The 18,559-nt window shown below is 57.8% G+C and carries 12 protein-coding genes and 1 tRNA gene; 4 read left to right on the top strand and 9 right to left on the bottom strand.

What is annotated here, in order from left to right; all coding sequences use genetic code 11:
* Window position 1 precedes the first annotated feature (1 nt).
* Entirely contained in the window at window positions 2-1,300 is a 1,299-nt protein-coding gene (locus HMPREF6485_RS11505; RefSeq protein WP_004346697.1) for a methyltransferase RsmF C-terminal domain-like protein, read from the bottom strand.
* A gap of 162 nt (window positions 1,301-1,462) precedes the next feature.
* Here HMPREF6485_RS11505 and HMPREF6485_RS11500 point away from each other — a divergent pair, with 162 nt between their 5' ends.
* The 3 genes from HMPREF6485_RS11500 to HMPREF6485_RS11490 are packed head-to-tail and all read left to right on the top strand — an operon-like array spanning window position 1,463 to window position 3,157.
* On the top strand, window positions 1,463-2,182 hold the full coding sequence (locus HMPREF6485_RS11500; RefSeq protein WP_004346695.1) for a DUF6249 domain-containing protein: 720 nt from the start codon (window positions 1,463-1,465) through the stop codon (window positions 2,180-2,182).
* Window positions 2,183-2,226: 44 nt separating this feature from the next.
* Window positions 2,227-2,769: an RNA polymerase sigma factor gene (locus HMPREF6485_RS11495; protein ID WP_004346693.1), complete on the top strand. Its 543-nt coding sequence runs from the start codon at window positions 2,227-2,229 to the stop codon at window positions 2,767-2,769.
* Entirely contained in the window at window positions 2,750-3,157 is a 408-nt protein-coding gene (locus HMPREF6485_RS11490; RefSeq protein ID WP_004346692.1) for a DUF5056 domain-containing protein, read from the top strand. The genes HMPREF6485_RS11495 and HMPREF6485_RS11490 overlap by 20 nt, the downstream gene beginning before the upstream one ends.
* A gap of 140 nt (window positions 3,158-3,297) precedes the next feature.
* Here HMPREF6485_RS11490 and HMPREF6485_RS11485 read toward each other — a convergent pair whose 3' ends face one another.
* Window positions 3,298-4,218 (bottom strand): putative 2-dehydropantoate 2-reductase, encoded by a 921-nt coding sequence (locus HMPREF6485_RS11485; protein ID WP_004346691.1) that lies wholly within the window; start codon window positions 4,216-4,218, stop codon window positions 3,298-3,300.
* A 163-nt stretch (window positions 4,219-4,381) separates the two neighbouring features.
* Window positions 4,382-5,839 (bottom strand): pyruvate kinase, encoded by a 1,458-nt coding sequence (pyk, locus tag HMPREF6485_RS11480; protein ID WP_004346690.1) that lies wholly within the window; start codon window positions 5,837-5,839, stop codon window positions 4,382-4,384.
* Between the two features lie 222 nt (window positions 5,840-6,061).
* On the opposite strand from pyk, the gene HMPREF6485_RS11475 reads away from it, so the two are divergent.
* A tRNA-Val gene (locus tag HMPREF6485_RS11475) sits at window positions 6,062-6,136 on the top strand.
* Window positions 6,137-7,093: 957 nt separating this feature from the next.
* Here the strand turns inward: HMPREF6485_RS11475 and HMPREF6485_RS11465 are convergent.
* The 6 genes from HMPREF6485_RS11465 to HMPREF6485_RS11440 form a co-directional block, all read right to left on the bottom strand.
* Window positions 7,094-8,377: a hypothetical protein gene (locus HMPREF6485_RS11465; protein ID WP_004346688.1), complete on the bottom strand. Its 1,284-nt coding sequence runs from the start codon at window positions 8,375-8,377 to the stop codon at window positions 7,094-7,096.
* A 232-nt stretch (window positions 8,378-8,609) separates the two neighbouring features.
* Window positions 8,610-8,828, bottom strand: coding sequence for a hypothetical protein (locus tag HMPREF6485_RS11460; protein ID WP_004343358.1), 219 nt, complete (start codon window positions 8,826-8,828; stop codon window positions 8,610-8,612).
* A 15-nt stretch (window positions 8,829-8,843) separates the two neighbouring features.
* Window positions 8,844-10,244: a RagB/SusD family nutrient uptake outer membrane protein gene (locus tag HMPREF6485_RS11455; protein WP_004346687.1), complete on the bottom strand. Its 1,401-nt coding sequence runs from the start codon at window positions 10,242-10,244 to the stop codon at window positions 8,844-8,846.
* A gap of 13 nt (window positions 10,245-10,257) precedes the next feature.
* Window positions 10,258-13,569, bottom strand: coding sequence for a SusC/RagA family TonB-linked outer membrane protein (locus tag HMPREF6485_RS11450; protein ID WP_004346685.1), 3,312 nt, complete (start codon window positions 13,567-13,569; stop codon window positions 10,258-10,260).
* 15 nt (window positions 13,570-13,584) lie between these two features.
* Window positions 13,585-15,900, bottom strand: a complete 2,316-nt coding sequence (locus HMPREF6485_RS11445; RefSeq protein WP_004346684.1) for a S9 family peptidase — start codon at window positions 15,898-15,900, stop codon at window positions 13,585-13,587.
* 69 nt (window positions 15,901-15,969) lie between these two features.
* Entirely contained in the window at window positions 15,970-17,499 is a 1,530-nt protein-coding gene (locus HMPREF6485_RS11440; RefSeq protein WP_044126087.1) for a S8 family serine peptidase, read from the bottom strand.
* Between the last annotated feature and the right edge of the window lie 1,060 nt (window positions 17,500-18,559).

The raw sequence follows: 18,559 nt of genomic DNA, 5'->3' as shown, positions 1-18,559 counted from the left end.
GTTAGTTGTCTTCGTTGATGATGTGCGGAGCCTCGTCGGGCACATGCCCGCTCTTGACCTTCCACTCCGCCGGATAGAGGTTGTTGGCCCGCGTGCCGATGTTCTTGGCAAACCCCAGAGGATGGCCTCCGTAGCTTACGGCCACGATGCCCCGCGGCACGGCGGACGGCAGCGTGACGGCTTCGTGGCGCAGATAGGCCATCGCCTGCGCGTAGGATAGTTCGGCTGCGGGATATTTCTCCTTATTATATAAGATGGACAGTGCCTCCGAGTGGTCGGGGATGACGCTCTTGCCCTTCACCGTGGGCCCGGCGATGCCGTGGGCGAGGATGCGCAGCCCCTTCAGTTGCCGCTCGTCCACACGCACACTGCCGGCCTTTGCCGCGCCCTGCAAGGGTAGGGGAGCGGTCTCGCCCCGCTTGCGCAGCACGGCCATGAAGAGCCCTTCGCCACGCGTTTTGCCCGGGATGAAGCGGTACATGGGGCGGTCGTCGGTCAGGCTGCCCGTGATGTTCCACGCCGCCTCCACCGGAATCTCCACAAAGTCGGCCCCCAGTTGGTCGGCTATCCATTCCGCATTCTCCTCATTCTCGCGGGCATTGAACGTGCAAGTGGAGTAGAGGAGCAGTCCGCCCGGCTTCAGCCTCGGCCAGATGTCGGCCACGATGTCGCGTTGCAACCGCCGGCACCGTTCCACATTGTCCGCGCTCCATTCGGCCACCGCCCCCTCGTCTTTGCGGAACATGCCCTCTCCCGAGCACGGCACGTCGGCCAGAATGATGTCGAAGTCGAGCCGTGTGCGGGCATAGTCGGCTGCGAAGTTGGCCGTCACGATGATGTCGGGGTGGCCGAATTTCTGCACATTCTCGGCCAGAATCTGCGCCCGCGGCTTGACAGGCTCGTTGGCACAGAGCACGCTCCCCGCCGGCAGGGCCCCCATCGCGCAGGTCGACTTGCCGCCCGGCGCCGCACAGAGGTCGAGCGCGAGCACCGGCCCACTGACCAGCGAGCGCAGCACGTGGGCCACAAACATCGACGAGGCCTCCTGCACGTAGTAGAGGCCGGCGTGGAGCAGCGGGTCGAACGTGAAGTTGGGACGCTCGCGCAGATACACCCCCTCGGCACACCACGGCACCCCCGCCTCACCGCGCGTGGCAGCCATCGCCGCCCCGCCGCACTTGAAGGGGTTGAGCCTGATGCTCACGGGCGGCACATCATCGAGTCCGCGGCACAGCGTGTCGTAGAGTGCGTCACCCATCAGCCGGCGGGTGTATTGTTCAAAATCCTTGGGCAGATTCATCGGTTCTCCGTATTGTGCATGCAAACTTACGCATTTTTTTCGACATTCCGGGCCCGCCGGCCGGTCTATTTTGAAGGTTATCTGAAAAAAAAGTCGTTTCTTTGCAACCAAAAGCCGGTCTGCTTCGTCTAACGGTCAGAAATCAATCAAGAAACGGAAAATATGAAACAACCATTCATGACCCTCCTCCTCGCACTCACCCTGAGTGCCGCCCCGCTGGCGTTCAGCGCCCTGCCCCTTCCGGCAAGTGCCGCTCCCGCCCGCCACACCTCCCACCATGCCGCCCCGGCCCCGGCCATGCAAGACTCCTCGGAGCCCATCGACCTTTTCTCCGATACCACCGGCATTGACACGGCCTTCGACGATCCCGTGTTCACCCACCATGCCGACGACGATGACGACGAGGGCTTCGCCCGCGACATCCTGCGCGACCTGTTCAAGGGCGGCTTTGGCATCGGAGCCACCCTCGTGGCCCTCGCCGCCGTGTTGATGGCGGGCCTGTTCTTTCTCGCCCCCCTCATCATCGTGGTGCTCATCGTGTGGTTTCTCATCAAGCGCCGCAACCAGCGCATCCAACTCGCCCAGAAGGCGATGGAGACGGGGCAGCCCATTCCCTCGGAAGCGTTGCCCGAAGAGCGGCAGACCGATGAGTATATGTGGCGGCATGGCATCAGGACGGCCTTCCTCGGACTCGGCCTCACGGTGATGTTCGCCTTATGGGATGCCGACTTCCTCACCGGCATCGGCGCGCTCGTCATGTTCTATGGCGTGGGCCAGCTCGTGATAGCCAAGTGGTCGCCCTCGCGCCGGCCTGAGAAAGGCGACCCCAAGCCCCGGCAGGACGAGCCCCGGCAGGAATCTCAAAAGGAGGACACACTGTAACGGCGGCCCTCCCGGAAAGCGGAACAAACTAAAAACGAACGGCAGTGAAAGAACTCAACGACCTCTCTCTCGTCACGCGGGTGGCTGTGCTGCACGACAGGCGCGCTTTCGACACGCTTGTGCGCAAGTATCAGTCGCCCGTCAGACGGTTCTTCCTGCACCAGACGCTGGGCGACGAACAGTTGAGCGACGACCTCGCGCAAGACACGTTTGTCAAGGCCTACACCCACATCACGGCCTTCCGCGGACTCTCGGGGTTTTCCACATGGCTCTTCCGCATAGCCTACAACGTGTTCTACGACTATATGCGCTCCCACCGCCAGCAGGCCGATCTCGACACGCCCGAGGTGGCCCGCCGCACCGCCGCCCATGCCGACACCTCACTGGCACTCGACGTCTACGACGCTTTGGCCCTGTTGGCCGACCGTGAGCGCACCTGCATCACCCTCCAACTCATCGAGGGACAGCCCATCGACAAGATTTCCGAAATCACGGGTATGCCCGCGGGCACCGTGAAGTCGCACCTGTCGAGGGGGAAAGAAAAATTAGCTGACTATTTAAAGAAGAATGGATATGACCGAAAATGACGAACTCCTCGTGGCCCGATTTCTGGCCCGCAACACCCGAGACGTGCCCGACGACGGTTTCTCCGACGGCGTGATGCGCCGCCTGCCTGTGCGCTCCCGCCCGCTCTACCGCATCTGGACGGCTCTCTGTGCCCTCCTCGGTGTGGCATTTGTCGTGTGGGCCCGCTTGTGGGAAGGGGTCGGCGAATTGTTTGCCGGCATCGCTGCCCACCTCCGCATCGAGTTCGACTTGGGGCTGAGCCGCGTCTGCGACTTCCTCTTCTCCTCCCATCTTTCCTCCCATTTCTCCTCCCTTTTCACACTCTCCTCCCTGCCACTGCATTCCCTCCTCATCACCGTCCTCGGCACCAGCATCCTTCTTGTGGCCTTCGCACGGCTGGAGAGATAAGGAGCCAAAGGAGACCCCCCAAGCTACGGACAGACCCCCAACCCCCTAAAGGGGGCTTTACATTCCTGCGAACAGGTGGATGGCAAAGCCCCCTTTAGGGGGTTGGGGGTCTGTCCGTAGCTTGGGGGGCCGTCCGTAGCTTAAGGGGTCTTTAAAGTCCTCCCTTCCTCAAAGCGGAGTTGGGCTTCGAGCATGGAGAGACGGGGCATGTCAAACCCGGCTTGGCGGGCCAGGGCGATGGGGCGCGTGTAGAGAAATTCTATCTCCATGGGTCGGTGGTAGTCGAAGTCGAGCTTCATACTGGGCGAATAGGGTTTCATGGCGAGGGTGTAGGCTATCATGCGGTCGGCCAGTTCGGGGGTGAGTGCCTCCACCCCGAGGGCACGGGCCGCCCCTATCACCTCCAGCATGAGGGCCCGCACGAGGCCGTGGGAGGCTTCATCGGCCAACAGGGCATCGGTGGTGGCGCGGAGAGCTACGGAAAGCCCGTTGAAAGGCATGTTCCACACGGCTTTGCGCCAACGGGCCTCGTGATATTCCACCTCGCGGGCTTCAATGCCGGCATCGGTGAGGTCGGCCATGAGGTGGGCCATGCGGGCGGCATCCCGACAGCTGTAGTTGCCGATGTCGATGCTGCCTTTATCCAAATGTTCCACCACCCCGGGACGGTTTTTGGCCACACAGATGAAAGCCAAGCCGGCAGCGAGCTGCACGTGGGGGAACATCTGCTGCACGGCGGCCTCCACGCCCACACCGTTCTGGATGAGCACCACCAGCGTGTCGGGCTTGAGCAAGGGTGGCAGCAGGGTGGGGAGCAAGTGCTGGTTGACCGTCTTCAGGCCCACGAGCACCACATCGCAGGGCGGCATGTCGGCCGCCCGACGATAGGCGTTGACCGCAGGAAGTGTGAAACTCCCGGCCACGGAGTCTACTTGCAGACCGTTGGTCGCCACTTGTTCGTAGTCGCTGTGCAACAGAAAATGCACGTCTTTGCCGGCCCGGGCCAGCTTGGCACCATAGTATCCGCCGATGGCGCCTGTTCCAATGATTCCGTAAAACATAATATAAGTGACTCCCCAACCCACGGACTCCCCATCCACGGACCCCCCATCCCCCCTAAAGGGGGGCTTACATTCCTGCGAACAGGTGGATGGGAAAGCCCCCCTTTAGGGGGGATGGGGGGTCCCGTGGGGTCTATGGGATGTTCTTTTATTTTTTTATTTTTTATTCTTCAATCTTGCACTCACTGTCAGGCAAATGGAACTGGTAGCTCTTGTCGAACACATCCTTCACCTTATTGATTTCCACAAACGTGGTGCCCCCGCCCTCACCGAAGCTGCCGCTGAGGTAGGCTATCTTGTCGTCGAGCTCGATGTAGCCCTTCTGCCGGAGCATGCGCAGGGCAGCGAGGAACATCTGCTGGTTGTGTATCTGTTCGCGCTGATAGATGGGTATCACCCCGTAGGAGAGGTTGAGCCAGCGCTGGGTCTTCTCCTTGTAGCAGATGGCCAGCACGGGCACCGGACCGCGGAAAGAGGCCAGGGCGCGGGCCGTCTGTCCCGTCTCGGAGTCGGTGATGATGCCCTTCACGCCCAGTGTGCGCGTGCTCTCGATGGCCGCGTGGGCGAGGAAGAGACGCTGGTCGATGCAGCCCGGCAGCATGGGGTCTATCCGGTCTTCCGCCACGCGGTCTTTCTCGGCCTGCTCGGCGATGGCTGCCATGGTCTGCACAGCCTCGAGCGGATATTTGCCGCTGGCCGTCTCCCCGCTCAGCATGAGCGCGTCGGTGCGGTAGAAGATGGCGTTGGCGATGTCCGTCACCTCGGCCCGTGTGGGTCGGGGGTTGTTGATCATCGTGTGGAGCATCTGCGTGGCCACGATGACGGGCTTTTTCCGCTCCACGCACTTGCGGATGATGCGGCGCTGGATGCCGGGGATGTTGCTGATGGGCACCTCTATGCCGAGGTCGCCGCGGGCAATCATGATGCCATAGGACGCGTCGATGATCTCATCGATGTTGTCCACCCCCTCCTGATTTTCTATCTTGGAGATGATCTTGATGTCGCTCCCGTGCTCGTCGAGGATGTCCTGCACGGCCTGCACATCGGCCGCCGTGCGCACAAACGAGTGGGCGATGAAGTCGATGTCGAGTTCGATGGCCAGCAGAATGTTGCGGCGGTCTTTCTCGGTGAGTGCCGGCAGGTCGATGTGCTCACCGGGCACGTTGACGCTCTTGTGGGCCCCCAGCGTGCCCTCGTTCTGCACCTGCGCCACGAGCATGGGGCCGACATTCTCGATGACCTTCATGTCGAGTTCGCCGTCGTCGAAGAGTATGTCGTCGCCCACCTTCACATCGTCGGTGATGTTGGGGTAGCTCACGTTCACGATGTCGTGGGAGCTATCCATCTCGGGCCGTCCGAAGATTTTCACCACATCGCCTATCTTGTAGTGTATCGGTTCGGCCACGCCCGTGGTTCTCACCTCCGGGCCCTTGGTGTCGATCATGATGCCGATGTGGGGCGACACGGCCCGCACGTTTTCCACGATCTTGCGTATGCCTTCCTCGGTGGCGTGGGCGGTGTTCATGCGCACCACGTTCATGCCGGCAAAGAACAGTTTGCGGATGAAATCCTGCTCGCATCGGCGGTCGCTGATGGAGGCTACTATCTTGGTTTGCTTCATATTTATAATTTGTTTTACGTTGTGTCTTCGTCTCCCGCACCGCGGCACGACATCGCTGCGTGCTCCGGATGCGGGCATCCCGACTCGTGCAAAGTTAGCAATTTTATCTGACAGCCGCACCTTTCCATCCGTCTTTTTCAAGCATTTTATGAAAAAAGAAGCCAATTTGTTTGGCAGTTCCGATTTTTCGCCGTACTTTTGCCGACGCAAACCGCATGGTATAGGGGCGTAGCCCAGCTGGTTTAGAGCGCTGCAGTCACATTGCAGAGGTCATCGGTTCGAGCCCGATCGTCCCTACGAAAAGACCCACCTCGGGCCATAGGAGACCCACCCCGGCCCTCCCTGTAGGGAGGGAGCAAAGGGCAAAGAGAATTTCCCCAATCTTCCCAATAGGGAGGGTTGGGGAAATTTCTTTGTGGGGGATGGGGATTTCCTCAAGCAGCCCTTTACCCGGCTCAATAGAAAAAGGTGAGAGCTATGTGTATAGTTTTGTTCTTTCTCAAGCAGCTCTTTGCCCGGCTCAATAGAAAAAGGTGGAAGCTATGCGTATAGTTTTGTTCTTTCTCAAGCAGCTCTTTGCCCGGCTCAATAGAAAAAGGTGAGAGCTATGCGTATAGTTTTGTCCTTTCCCAAGCAGCTCTTTGCCCGGCTCAATAGAAAAAGGTGAGAGCTATGCGTATAGTTTTGTCCTTTCCCAAGCAACCCTTGTCCTTTGCTCCCTCCCTACAGGGAGGGTCGGGGTGGGTCTCTTGGTTCTGATGGTGGCGAATAATATGAACAAAACCGCATCCGCCAAAATTCTCCAACCGGAGCGGAAAACCGGTTTTAAACCATCGAAGAAGCCCGCCTGTATTCCCGTTCCGTCTCTTCGAGTTTGCGAAAGAGCCACAGTTGAAAGCAAGAATGGCCACAGTTGCGACGCAACTGTGGCCATTTTTCAAGCCCGTTCGGGCCTTTTCAAACCCGTTTTCGGGTTGCAATATGTGTCAATGAAATTCAAGTGGTTGACTATCAGCAGCTTGGAAGTGTCGCCAAAATTGCTTGTTTTCAGTGGGATGGTTGCCCATTGCAAATATCGCAAGCACAGAGGCCGAAAACGAACAAATAATTTGACACTCATCTCTCCGGATTCCCCACCCTCCAAGAGCCCTCCATCTTCTTGATAAGAGGATGGGGAAGCTCTCTTTGTCCTTTGCTCCCTCCCTACAGGGAGGGCCGGGGTGGGTCTCTTGGTCGGATGGTGGGCGGGGTCTTTTACTTCACCCTCGTAAAGTGGAGTCTGATGGGGCACGACCTCATCACGGGGTTGTCGCCACTCGCCTTAAACGTGTTGTAGGTGCCGAGCCATGTTTCCCCCCAATCCATCTTGATGGTGTTTTCGGTGGGGGCATAGTCGTTGATGGTCATTTCGAGCAGTTCCTCGCCCGTCTTCGAGTCGGTGATGAGCCGGAATCCCACGCGGGTGGGCTTGACATTGCTGTCGGTGGGCGAGAAAGCCTGATTGATATGGTCGAACTTCAGCATGTTGATGACATAGCGGGGAGGCCGACCTGCGGCCAATTCTTGGAAGAACTCGCGGCTCGTCCCGTCGGCCTTGGCGGCACAGGGGGCGGCGAAATAGTTTTTCAGGTCCCCTTCGAAATGCGGCGTAAAGGCATAGTCGGCACCGGCACTTTGCAGGATGAAGTAGTCGGTGGCCGCGCTCGCCTTGAACAAAATCTCGGTGTTTACCCCACAGTTGTCGCGCAACCACTGATAGTTGGACACGGCCTTGAAGGCCCATGTGCCGCCGAACGCCGCTCCGCCCACTATCTTGATGGAGATGGCCGGGGTGTTGCCGGCTATCAGACCGTTGCTGTCGGCAAGTCTGAGCACGATGTTGTCTTTGCCCGCCTCCAACTTCAAGAACTCCAGAGAGATGGTGCCCACATCTTTCCCGGCCGGGAAGACCGCTTTCCTCTCATCGTTTGCAAACTTAAAGTGTGTGCCCTCAACGGCTGTGCTCTGCGGATCTACGGTGACATCGAGCTTGGTGGTGTCGGCATAGGAGAAACGCTGGCCGAGGTCGGTCTTCAGCTCTACGGGGTAACTTCTCTTGAGCGTGAGCACGTCGGAGGCCGATTCGAAGTTGTAGACATTGGCCCCCACAAGTTCCACTTGGGTGTAGCTCATCAAGCCCAGATGCCCTTGCGAGGGCTCTTGCAGATGCACGAGCATGGTTTTGGTGCGCGCCACCAGTTTGCGGGTCAAGGTGATGGTGGCCACGGTCTGCCCTTTGGCAATGTGGAAGGCGCGGGCCGAGGCGGTGAAATCCACCCCTTCTTCGGCTCCGGTGAAGGTGACGGGCACGTCGACATCCTCCTCTACGGGATGAAGGGCTTTGACGGCCACATCCACGGTGGCACCTTCGGCGTTGGCCAAACTGTATTTATAGGTGGCGACACCTATCGCCACACCTTGGTCCTGCTCTTTGTCGGCGCACGAAAGCATGGCGATCGCGGCCACGAGGAGAAGCAGCAGGGATGTTATCTTTTTCATGTGATGATGCGTATTTTAGTTAATGAGTATTTAATTTTAGGAGTTAAAGGCGTTAAGGGAGTTAGCACTCGCTCCGCTCGTTAGGAGAAGTTCCTTGAGCGTAAGCGAAGAAAGACATCGGCTTTATTGCTTGAATTACTTGGAAAATAGGAGGAGTAGAGCTGTTGTCTTAACTCCCTTAACTCCCTTTAACTCCTTGACTCCCTTTCATTCCTACCGAATCGGCGAAACTTCACTTGATCCCTTTCTCGTATTCAGCTTTCACACTGTCTACCTCCTTCTGCTCTGCGGCATTGAGAACGGTGGGGTCGGGCTGTTTATACTCTTTGTTTGCCTTGTTGTTGGTCTCTTCAATGGGTGGCAGTTCGTTGGCCTTGCCGCACGAAACGGCCGTGAGGGTGAAGAGCAGAAGCGCAGCCGCAGCAAGCGCGAGATATTGTTTTGTGTGCATTGTCGTTGTTTTTTATCAGTTGGACAACAGTTCGGTGTAGCCCGCATTTTGAATGATGGCGGGGTTGATTCTTATCTCCGACTCGGGTATGGGGAAGGTGTACATGTAGCGAAGGGTGTTGTAGCGCAGTCCGTTATACGCCGTCCAGAACTCCGGAGTGCCGTTTCTCTTGAGTTCAAACATGCGGTCGCCCTCCAGGAAGAGTTCTTTCCGGCGCTCGTTGAGGATGGCCCCCATGAGTTTGGTGAGGGTTTTCCCCTCGGCGTCTACCTTGATTCTCTCGTCGGGATTGGCCTCGGGGAGCGTCAGCAAGGTGTAGGGCGTTGCCCCCGTTATGCGTGCTGCGCGCAACTCGTTGAGGGCTTTGAGTGCGGCGTCGGTCTGGCCCAGATGCGCCAACGCCTCGGCCTCGATGAGTTTCAGCTCGGCCCCACGAATGCCGCAGAAGAAGGGTTTGACGGCTTTCCGCTCCTTGTCGAGACACAAAGCATACCGGATGTCGGTGGCCGCCTCGCCGTTTTGGAAACAGTTGATGAAGCGTTTGCTCACCGGACGGTATTGCAGCGTGCGCGAGGCGAGGGACTCTTCGGAGTCGTTAGAGCCCGTGGATCGCCCGTAGGCCGTGAGAATGTGGTTATACTTCTTGGCCAGCGGATGCGCTATCATCTCTTTGTAGTCATCGCCCGACAGCAAAGGATATCGGGCCTGCAGCTCCCGGGCCGCATCAAGAGCCTTCTGCCACTGCTCCGTCCAAAAGTAAAGGCGCGCCAAATAGGCCTTCACCACATCGGCGGTGAAGAGGTATAGCGCGTCGGTGTTTTGGAAAGAGACGGCACGGTTGAGGTCTTCCTCGATGCGGCTGACGGTTTGTTGCATCGAACTGCGTATCGGCCGGGCGGTCATGTCAAAGGAAGTGACCAGCGGAACGCCTGCCTGCGCCTCGAAATGGCCTTGCTGCGGCGCTTCGCAATAAAGGCGGAGAAGCTGATAGTAGGCCACTCCGCGGAGGGCATAGGCGGTGGAGAGCGTGCGTGTGGACAGGTCGGTGCCGTCAGGCTGTATTTCGCCGATGACGATGTTGCAGTCTTTGATGACGCGGTAGAGATTGATGTAGGGCTCGTAGGCACTGCCATTGAGCAGCGACCCGATGTAGACGGGCAGCGTGCGGCCCGCCTGTTGGGTGAGCACGGCTTCGAAATCGTCGCCTGCCCCCACATCGTAACGGGTGATGCGGGTGGCGTTGTCGATCAGGAAAGTCGCGCCTTCGTCCACATTGTTCAGATGGGTGTGAATGAGCGCCGAAAACTCTTCGGGCGTCTTGGGTATGGTTCTGCCATACGGTTTCACGTCGAGGTAGCTGTCGCAGGATGCCGATAACATCACTACGGCAATGAGCGTGCATATTGATTTATTCATGATTGTCTTCTCATTAAAGTCCGATGGATAGTCCGAAAGTGAATGTCCGCGCCAAGGGATATACGGCTCCGGGGGTTTCGGGGTCGATGCCTGAGTAGTTGGTGAGGGTGAACAGGTTGTTCACCGTCAAGGAGAGGGCCAGCGAGCGCAGGCCGACACACTTGATGAGCTTCTCGCGGAAGGCGTAGCTTGCCGAGACGGTGTTGAGCTTGAAGTAGGACACATTCTCCAGCATCGCCGAATTGTTGATTTGCGAACTTGCCGGAACGTAATTCTGCAAGCCGAGGTTGGCGCCGTAAGCGTCGAGGATGCGCGGATTGGCATCTGTGCGCGGATTGGAAGGAGTCCAACGGTTGACAACGCCCCGGCGCACGTTGAGATGGTGCGCATAGAGGTCGTTGAGATGCGAAGGAACGGTTTCGAGCTTCTGGCCGGAGATGTCGCTGTAACTTGTATAGGGGGTTATGTCGTTCAGAATCTTTCCTCCCAAAGAGAAAGAGCCGCCAAGATTGAGCGAGAAGTCTTTGTAAGAGACATTGATGGAGTAACCTCCGGTGGTGGGAGCATTGGATGTTCCGAGATAATAGAGATAGTTATTGGCATTGCGGTAGTCGTTCACGGTGTTGAAAACGGCATCGGGCCGCCTTTGGAAGGTGTAGAGGCCGGTCTGCTCGTCGATGCCCGTGATGCGCCCTCCAAAGATGCTTCCCAGCGGATAGCCTTGATACTGGCCGTTGGCGAGCCCCGAGGTGGGCGGGGTGTATTTCACCAGTTTGTTCCTGTTATAAGAGATGTTGGTGCTCAAAGAGGCACTCCAGTCTTTCGTCTTGAGGACTTTGGCCGACAGAGAGAACTCCATTCCCATGTTTTCAAGGGTGGAAGTGTTGAACACCTGATCGCTGAAACCGGTGGTGTAGGGCACTCTCACGCTCGAGACGGCATCGTAGGTGCGGCGCGAGTAGAACTCTGCACCCAGCCGCAGACGCTCGTTGAACATGCCAAGGTCGAGAGACAGCTTCATGTCTCTTGTCTTCTCCCAGCGCAAAAGGGGATTGGGCGCATTCTTGATCCACCCCATCCGGTAGTAGTCGTCATCACTTTGGCGGAATCTGGAGTAGTAATCCATCACCAACTGGGGATAGACGGTCTTGTTGATGTTGCCCGTGTAGCCCATGGCCGTGCGTATGGAAAGACTGCTGATGACGGGCTTGAGGGGCTTCATAAACTCCTCTTGGTCCACATTCCACGACAAACCGAGCGAGCCGGTGGGGTTGAATTGCTCCTTGCTGCCAAAGTTATTCGAGCCGTCAGTCCGGGCCGTGAAGCTCGCCACATACCTGTTGTTGAGCACATAGTCGAGCGACAGGTAGAACGAGGCAAAGCGGTCTTCGCTGATATTCTGCCCCGAGAGGGCGTCGATAATCGCCGCATAGCGTTTCAAGTCGGCTTCCGTCACCTTCGTTCCGGCAGGAAACGTGGGCATGGAGGTGTTTCCCGACACCCTGTCGTAGCCGTATCGCTTCGCGAAAATTCCCTTTGCGTATTGCCCTCTTATCTCCGTTCCGAGCAGGGCACTCAGGTAGTGCCGCTTGTGGAAGGTGTGGAAGAAGTTCAGTTGTCCGCGAAGATTGTAATTGTAGTTGTAGGTGGACGATTGGAAGATGGAACTGTAAGTGCGCTTGGAGACCGTGCTGCTCCCCTCAAAGGGGCGGTCTATCCACGCCGCATAGGTGTCTTTGTCGTTGATATTCTCATCATTGCTATTGGTGTAGCCGTATGACGCCAGCCCCTCGAAGGTGAGATTGTCCAACAACTTGACCGACAGATTGAGGATGGAGGTCACATTCAGATTCTTTGCCACATTGCTCGTATGGTCCAACTCACGCATGATGTTGTAGCCATTGCCCGGCATTTGGGTGGTCGGAGCGCCGTTGATGTCTTGTATGGCCTTGAAGGTGTTGTCCGGAGCGTAAGACCCGTCTGCGTTATAGGGCTTCTCGTAGGGATTTGCAAAGTAGGCATACTTGAACGGATTGTCCCCCAATGCAGAGCCATTGGATTTCTGCCACGACACGTCCACCGAGACACCGAGTTTTATTCGCTCATTGGCCGTGATGTCGAGCTTCGAGTTCAGGTTGTAGCGGTCATAGCTTGTGCGCTTCACCAAGCCCAGATTGTTTTCATAGCCCATAGAGACATAGTAGGTGCTGCGCTTTCCGCCGCCCGAGAGAGACAGATAATGACTGTGCGAAAACGAGTTTCTGAACAGCTGCTTGAACCAATCGGTGTTGGTCTCGCTCAGCTTTGCGATTTCGGCATCCTGCTGTTCGCGTGTCATTCCCGCATACCGGCCATAGCCTGAGCGTATCATGCCCACGGCTCCAATCACGGGATAGGTCTCCCCCTTGGCGAATTTAGCCTGCGAGAACTCGTCCCACAGCTCTTGTTCCCACGCCAGTTTTTCTTTTGAAGTCATGAGGTCGGCACTGCGGGGAGGACTCGTCGTCAACGAGAGGTTGGTGGAATAATTCACCTGCATCTTGCCTTCCGTGCCGCGCTTGGTCGTCACCACAATCACGCCCCCGGCCGCCCGGGAGCCATAGATGGCCGCCGCCGAAGCGTCTTTGAGCACCGTCACGCTTTCGATGTCGTTGGGATTGATGCCCGAGATGCCCTTTGAGAAGATGTCGGAGAAGTCTCCCGACCTCACTTGCGAGGTTTCTATCTTCGGAATGTCCCGCTGCAAGGGGACACCGTCCACCACCCACAGCGGGTCGGCGTTGCCCGTGATGGTGTTGGTTCCCCTGATGCGAATCTTCGCAGCCTCCCCCGGCCGGCCCGAGACAGCCTTGATATCCACACCCGCCACTTTGCCTTGCAGCATCATGTCGAGGTTGTCAAGCGGCTTGCCTTTCAGGTCCGACGCGTCGATGGTGGCCACCGAGCCCGTCACTCTGCGCTTTGTGGTGCGCTGATAACCGTTCACAACCACTTGGTCGAGCGTGTTTTCCTCGTCTTGCAGTGTGATTTTGCCACTGATGGGCTTGTTGGCCACCAACACGCGCGATTGCATTCCGAGATAAGAAAGCGTGATCTTATCCCCCCGGTGCACCCAGAACGACACCTTTCCGTCGGCATCGGTAACCACGGCGACGGGCCTTCCCGACACTTTGGCCGTGGAACCGGGCAAGCCGTCACCATTGCTGTCGACAATGGTGATGTCTACCAGCACATCTTCATCGCTTTGTTTGTTTTGCGCTTGTACTGTTGTTACGAGCAAACAAAGCAACATCCAGATAAATAGTGTTGTTTTCTTCATACTCATGGACAGACGTTGTTTTTATTGGTGATGAATTATGTCTATGTCTTCTTTTTGCGGAACCACGAGATGTTCCTTGAAATAGTACCGCACCAGATTCTGGTAGTAATCACTCCACACACTGTGGTCCTTGCCGGGCAGAATCATCATGTCAAAACGCTTGCCGGCCTTGATGAAAGCGTCTGCCATGCGGAGGGTCGAAGCGTAAGGCACGTTGTCATCCACATCGCCCGACACCAGCATCAACCGCCCTTGCAAAGCGCCCGCAAGCTCCATGTTGGTCGGGATGTGGCCCGTCACCCCGTGGAAGACCTCCCCCCACCACTGGATGTAGATGTTGTTGTCGTGATTTCCCGATGCGGCCACCCCCACCTTGTAGAATTGGGGATAGGTGAGCATCGCCGCAACGGTCATGAAGGCTCCGCCCGAATGCCCGTAGATGCCCACGCGCGACAGGTCTATAAACGGATATTGCCCGGCCAGTGTCTCCAAGGCGTGCTTGTCGTCGGCCAGCGGATAGTCTCTCAGCCGACCGTAACCGTAGGTGTAGAAGTCGCGCCCCCTTAGCGGCGAACTGCCCCGGGGGGCAATGCTCACCACGATGAAGCCCATGTTGGCAAGACTCTGGTTGCCGTTGTCGTCCAGAGAGAAGCTGCGCGGCAGCTGGTCGTCCTGCGGACCGGGGTAGACGTTTGAGATGACGGGGTATTTCGCTTTGGGATTCAAGTTGCAGGGCACGTACATCAAACCGTAGAGATCGGTCTTCCCGTCGGCTGCCTTCAGGGAGAGGAGCCGCGGAGGCTGCCATCCGGCCTTGCGGAGGGCGGCATCCGAGCGTCTGGCCACAGCGAACCGGCGTTGCGGCCGCTCCACCGACACCACCTCATACACTGTGGGCAGATCCATGCGGGAATAGCTGTCGAGCGCGAAACGCTTGTCGTCGCACAGTTGCAGTTCGTGGGTGCCGTTGCCGCTGCACAGCTTTTGCTGCTTGCGCCCGTCCAGCCGCACCTTATAATAATAGGTGTAATAGGGGTCGATGCCTGCCTCCTGACCGTAGCCGGCAAATATCATCGTGCCTGCAAGCGTGTCGATGTTCACGATGCTGCCTGCCACGAGCCGATCGCCGCGGGTGATTCGGTTGAGCAGCGTGCCTTTGTTGTCGTATAGGTAGTAGTTTCCCCGCCCCGTGCGTTCCGACCACCAGATGATGTGCCGGCCTTTGTCCACGACATGATAGTTGAAAAGCGTGAGGTTGAGATGGGGCTTGCACACCTCGCGGATAACGGTCCGGACGGTGCCCGTGGGCAGGTCGAGCCGGCAGAGCTCAAGGCTGTCGGCGGCCCGGCTGCGGCTTGTGAAGTAAAGGGCATTGCCCACCGCCCCGAAACTCATGTCGACCACGCCGTCGCGAAAACGACTCACGGGCACGAAGGCACTCCTCCGGGTGTCGGCATCATACCAAAACAGCCTGAATTGCCTCACGTTCGGCTCGTTGGGGAGGGGCATCTTGCGGGTGCGCAACGAGGGGCGGCGCTTGCCGAGGGCGTTGATGAGATACAGGTCGCCCACCTTGCTGTCGTCTGTCACGAGGCAGATGTACACGTGCCCATACCAAAGGCCGGCGGCATTGCCGGCCGACAGCGAGTCGCCTGCCGAGCGACTGCAATAGGAGGCATACTCCTTGCCGTCGTGCGTGAGCCGTGTCACCGCTCCCGAACCATTGTCGCGCACATACAAGTCGTAGCGGCTGCCGAGCATGGTGAAGAGCGAGTCGCGCGTGGAAGACGAGCGTTGGCCTGCGCCCGAAGCAGGAGTCAGAAAACGGGGCGGCATCTTTTCGGTGGTCAAAGCCAGCCGACCGCTTGGACGGTGATACACAAAATGCTTGCCGCCCTTCGCCCAATACACGCTGCGGGCATCGCCGTTGCGCATACGCAGACTGTAAAGTTTGAGATTGTCTGCCGTTATCGACGTGTCTTTCAGCAAGGTGCGATATTGCCGGACGAAGGCATCGGTGTCTTTGATGAGCCTTTCCCGCTTGCCCGTGGCGGCATTCATGAGATAGACCACGCGACCCGAGGCCTCTTTCACATCGTAGAACAGATAATGGCTGTCGCCCACCCATGCCGGCGACACGGCGTTTTCCTGATACAACGGCTGCAAAGCGCGCTCCGAAGCGTTTTCGACCAACTGCCAGTCTACCGTGGTTTGTGCCGGCGACAGCACGGGAAACGCGCTGCCGAGCAGCAGCAATGCCACGCCCGTGACCGTGCGTTTGCGCTGCCGCAGTCCACAACTGAGATGCAAAAAGAGATGCTGCAAAGATTGAGTCATATTTAGTTTATGTGTTCATTGCCGCCCGCAGGCTCTGCCGATTGGGAGCGGCGGCAAACTGTTTTCCGTCTACCGGCACAACGCACGTGCCGCCCTCACAGCCTTTTCGGCATCCAACAGGCCGTCGGAATCTTTCCGGACGCTCTGCACCAAAATCGCCTTCACCGTCTTGGCACTCAGCTTGGGGAAACAACTGCGCAGCAGTGCCGCCACCGAGGACACGATGGGGGCCGCCACACTGGTGCCTTGCGAAAAGTCGTAGACATCGCCCGGAAGCACCGAAGCGATGTATTCGCCCGGAGCCAGCACGTCTACGGCGTTTCTGCCGTAGTTGGACAACGACGAGAGGTGGCCGGCGAAATCGGATGCCCCCACCCTGATGAAGTTGTCGAAGCGCCGCCCCTGCGCGTCGGTGGCCGTGGGATAATAGGCCACACTGTCTATATCGCGATGGTGGTTGCCCGCCGCCTGCACGATGAGCACATCTTTCCGGGCCGCATAGGCAATGGCCCGGTTCACCATATCCGCCTGCGGCGAGGTGTATTTGCCCAAGCTCATGTTGATGACTTTGGCACCGTTGTCCACCGCATACCTTATCGCCGAGGCCACATCCTTGTCATATTCGTCGCCATCGGGCACACACCTCACTATCATCAGGCGCGCCTCCGGGAAGATGCCCGCATAGGCGCGGTGGGCCGCATCGGGCTTTGCGGCGATGATACCCGCCACAAACGTACCGTGGTCGCACCCCTCCACCGTGAGCCGGGCGTTGCCGTAAAAGCGGTCGGCGGCATCGCCCATGTCGTCGCCCATGAGCAGTCGCTTGTCGACATCGTGCTCAATGCCGCGGATGCGCTGCCCCATGAGCCGGAAGGCACTGTGCTGCTGCGCCACAAAGGCCGGCCACGTGGTGCCCTCCTTGGCCTTCATCAGGTCTACGAGCAGTGCTTGGCAGTCGTCGGCCCATGTCGTGGTGGGCGCGGGCACACGGGCCAGCGAGGCGAGCCGCAGCGTGTCTGTATGGACATTGGGGAGCGTCTTCAGTGCCGAGTCCATCCGCTCCATCACCTTCATCTTGGCTTTCGTGGCTTTGTAATACAGCAAATAGCGGTTGATGCCTGCCGCTTTGCGCATCTGCCGATAATAGGCATATTCGGGATTGGCCGCCTCCGCGCTGTCCGACGCGTGTTTGTAGCGCGGATAGAGCCGCTTAAACTCGCGGTACTCCTCGGTGCCGGCACTCGTCATGTCGAACGTTCCGTCGGCCGTTCCCAAGAAGTTCCATCCATGCACGTCACCGGCATAGCCGTTGCCGTCGCAGTCTTTGCGCCCGGGGCGTTCTTTCCTGTTCACCCACAGGGCGTCCTTGAGTGCCACGGTGGCGGTGTCGATGCCCGAGTCCAAGATGCCCACAACCACCGTCCGGCGGGGTTTGATGCCTTGTTTGGCGAGATATTGCAGTGCCGCAGCGATGTTTGCCCCCCGCAAGGTGTCGCCATATAGCTTGTGCCAGCCTGCATATCGCGCATAGGAAGGCGTTTGCGCGCAGAGTTGCAAAGCAACGGCGGCGAAGAGGGAACAAAGAATATATTTTCTCATCACAATATTTCTATTTTTATCAAGCGTGTGCAAGCGAGTTTGGTTAATGTATAGTATTCGGAGCAAAAATAAGTAAAAATATGAAGACTGAAACATCGTGAAGACATAAAAAACGTTAAGGAGTGGGAAATAAATTGCTGTCTTGCCGTGTCCGGTCTTTTAACCGACTCTGTAAAATGTTCATAAACAAAAGATGGGATGGCTCTCCCCCTTCAAGCCCGCAACGGATGTGAGGGGATAAACGCGAGGCGGCAACGCGCAGAATGGGGGAATGCGGACAGTTGACGGCCGGCGGAAAACGAGTCCGTGCATGGCCCACGCACCCACAAGCCCGGCGTAGGCTGTCTCTGCAAGCCATCGGGTGGTGGCGAATAATATGAACAAAACCGCATCCGCCAAAATCCTCCAACCGGAGCGGAAAACCGCCTTTAGACCGCCGAAGAAGTCCACCGTTTTCCCCGTTCCGGCCCGCCAAACTTGCAAAAGGGCCACACCGAACTTGAGGAAAAGCACACCGAACTTGCGAAAGAGCCGCCCTTGAACGCCGAAACGGCCACAGTCGCCGTGCAACTGTGGCCGTTTCGCAAGCCCGTTTGGGCCTTTTCAGGCCTGTTTTCGGGCCCATCATCGTGTCAGTAAAATTCAAACGATTGATTGTCAGCGTGTTGGAAACATCGCCAAAAATCGCATATTTGCACCCAAGTGGGTAGACGGTTGCGAATATCGCAAGCACAGATGGCGAAAACCAATAAATAATTTGACAGGCATTACGGACCCACCCCGGAGACCCACAGGAGACCCACAGGAGACTCACTCCGGAGACCCACCCCGACCCTCCCTGTAGGGAGGGAGGAAAGGACAAAGGCTGCTTGAGGAAGCCTGAACAAAAAGGCCAAGAGACCCACTTCCACCCTCTCTATAGGAAGATTGGAAAGAGTCTCTTTGTCCTTGCCTCCCTCCCTACAGGGAGGGTCGGGGTGGGTCTCTGGGATGAGTCTCCTGTGGGTCTCCTGTGGTCCGTTTTTTCCGGCCATTCGTTTGGCATATTCCCGGAGAATTT

Origin of the sequence: Segatella buccae ATCC 33574 (assembly GCF_000184945.1) — a bacterium.
In the GTDB taxonomy this organism is placed as follows: domain Bacteria; phylum Bacteroidota; class Bacteroidia; order Bacteroidales; family Bacteroidaceae; genus Prevotella; species Prevotella buccae.
Note: the sequence above shows the minus strand (reverse complement) of the source record. Positions and strands in the feature narration are given on the sequence as shown.

What these genes read in the sequence shown, in the direction of transcription:
- HMPREF6485_RS11500 (WP_004346695.1), top strand. Translation starts at nt 1,463, where the DNA reads ATGAAACAACCATTCATGACCCTCCTCCTCGCACTCACCCTGAGTGCC.
- HMPREF6485_RS11450 (WP_004346685.1), bottom strand. Translation starts at nt 13,569, where the DNA reads ATGAGTATGAAGAAAACAACACTATTTATCTGGATGTTGCTTTGTTTG.
- HMPREF6485_RS11460 (WP_004343358.1), bottom strand. Translation starts at nt 8,828, where the DNA reads ATGCACACAAAACAATATCTCGCGCTTGCTGCGGCTGCGCTTCTGCTC.
- HMPREF6485_RS11440 (WP_044126087.1), bottom strand. Translation starts at nt 17,499, where the DNA reads ATGAGAAAATATATTCTTTGTTCCCTCTTCGCCGCCGTTGCTTTGCAA.
- HMPREF6485_RS11485 (WP_004346691.1), bottom strand. Translation starts at nt 4,218, where the DNA reads ATGTTTTACGGAATCATTGGAACAGGCGCCATCGGCGGATACTATGGT.
- HMPREF6485_RS11445 (WP_004346684.1), bottom strand. Translation starts at nt 15,900, where the DNA reads ATGACTCAATCTTTGCAGCATCTCTTTTTGCATCTCAGTTGTGGACTG.
- HMPREF6485_RS11465 (WP_004346688.1), bottom strand. Translation starts at nt 8,377, where the DNA reads ATGAAAAAGATAACATCCCTGCTGCTTCTCCTCGTGGCCGCGATCGCC.
- HMPREF6485_RS11505 (WP_004346697.1), bottom strand. Translation starts at nt 1,300, where the DNA reads ATGAATCTGCCCAAGGATTTTGAACAATACACCCGCCGGCTGATGGGT.
- HMPREF6485_RS11455 (WP_004346687.1), bottom strand. Translation starts at nt 10,244, where the DNA reads ATGAATAAATCAATATGCACGCTCATTGCCGTAGTGATGTTATCGGCA.
- pyk (WP_004346690.1), bottom strand. Translation starts at nt 5,839, where the DNA reads ATGAAGCAAACCAAGATAGTAGCCTCCATCAGCGACCGCCGATGCGAG.
- HMPREF6485_RS11490 (WP_004346692.1), top strand. Translation starts at nt 2,750, where the DNA reads ATGGATATGACCGAAAATGACGAACTCCTCGTGGCCCGATTTCTGGCC.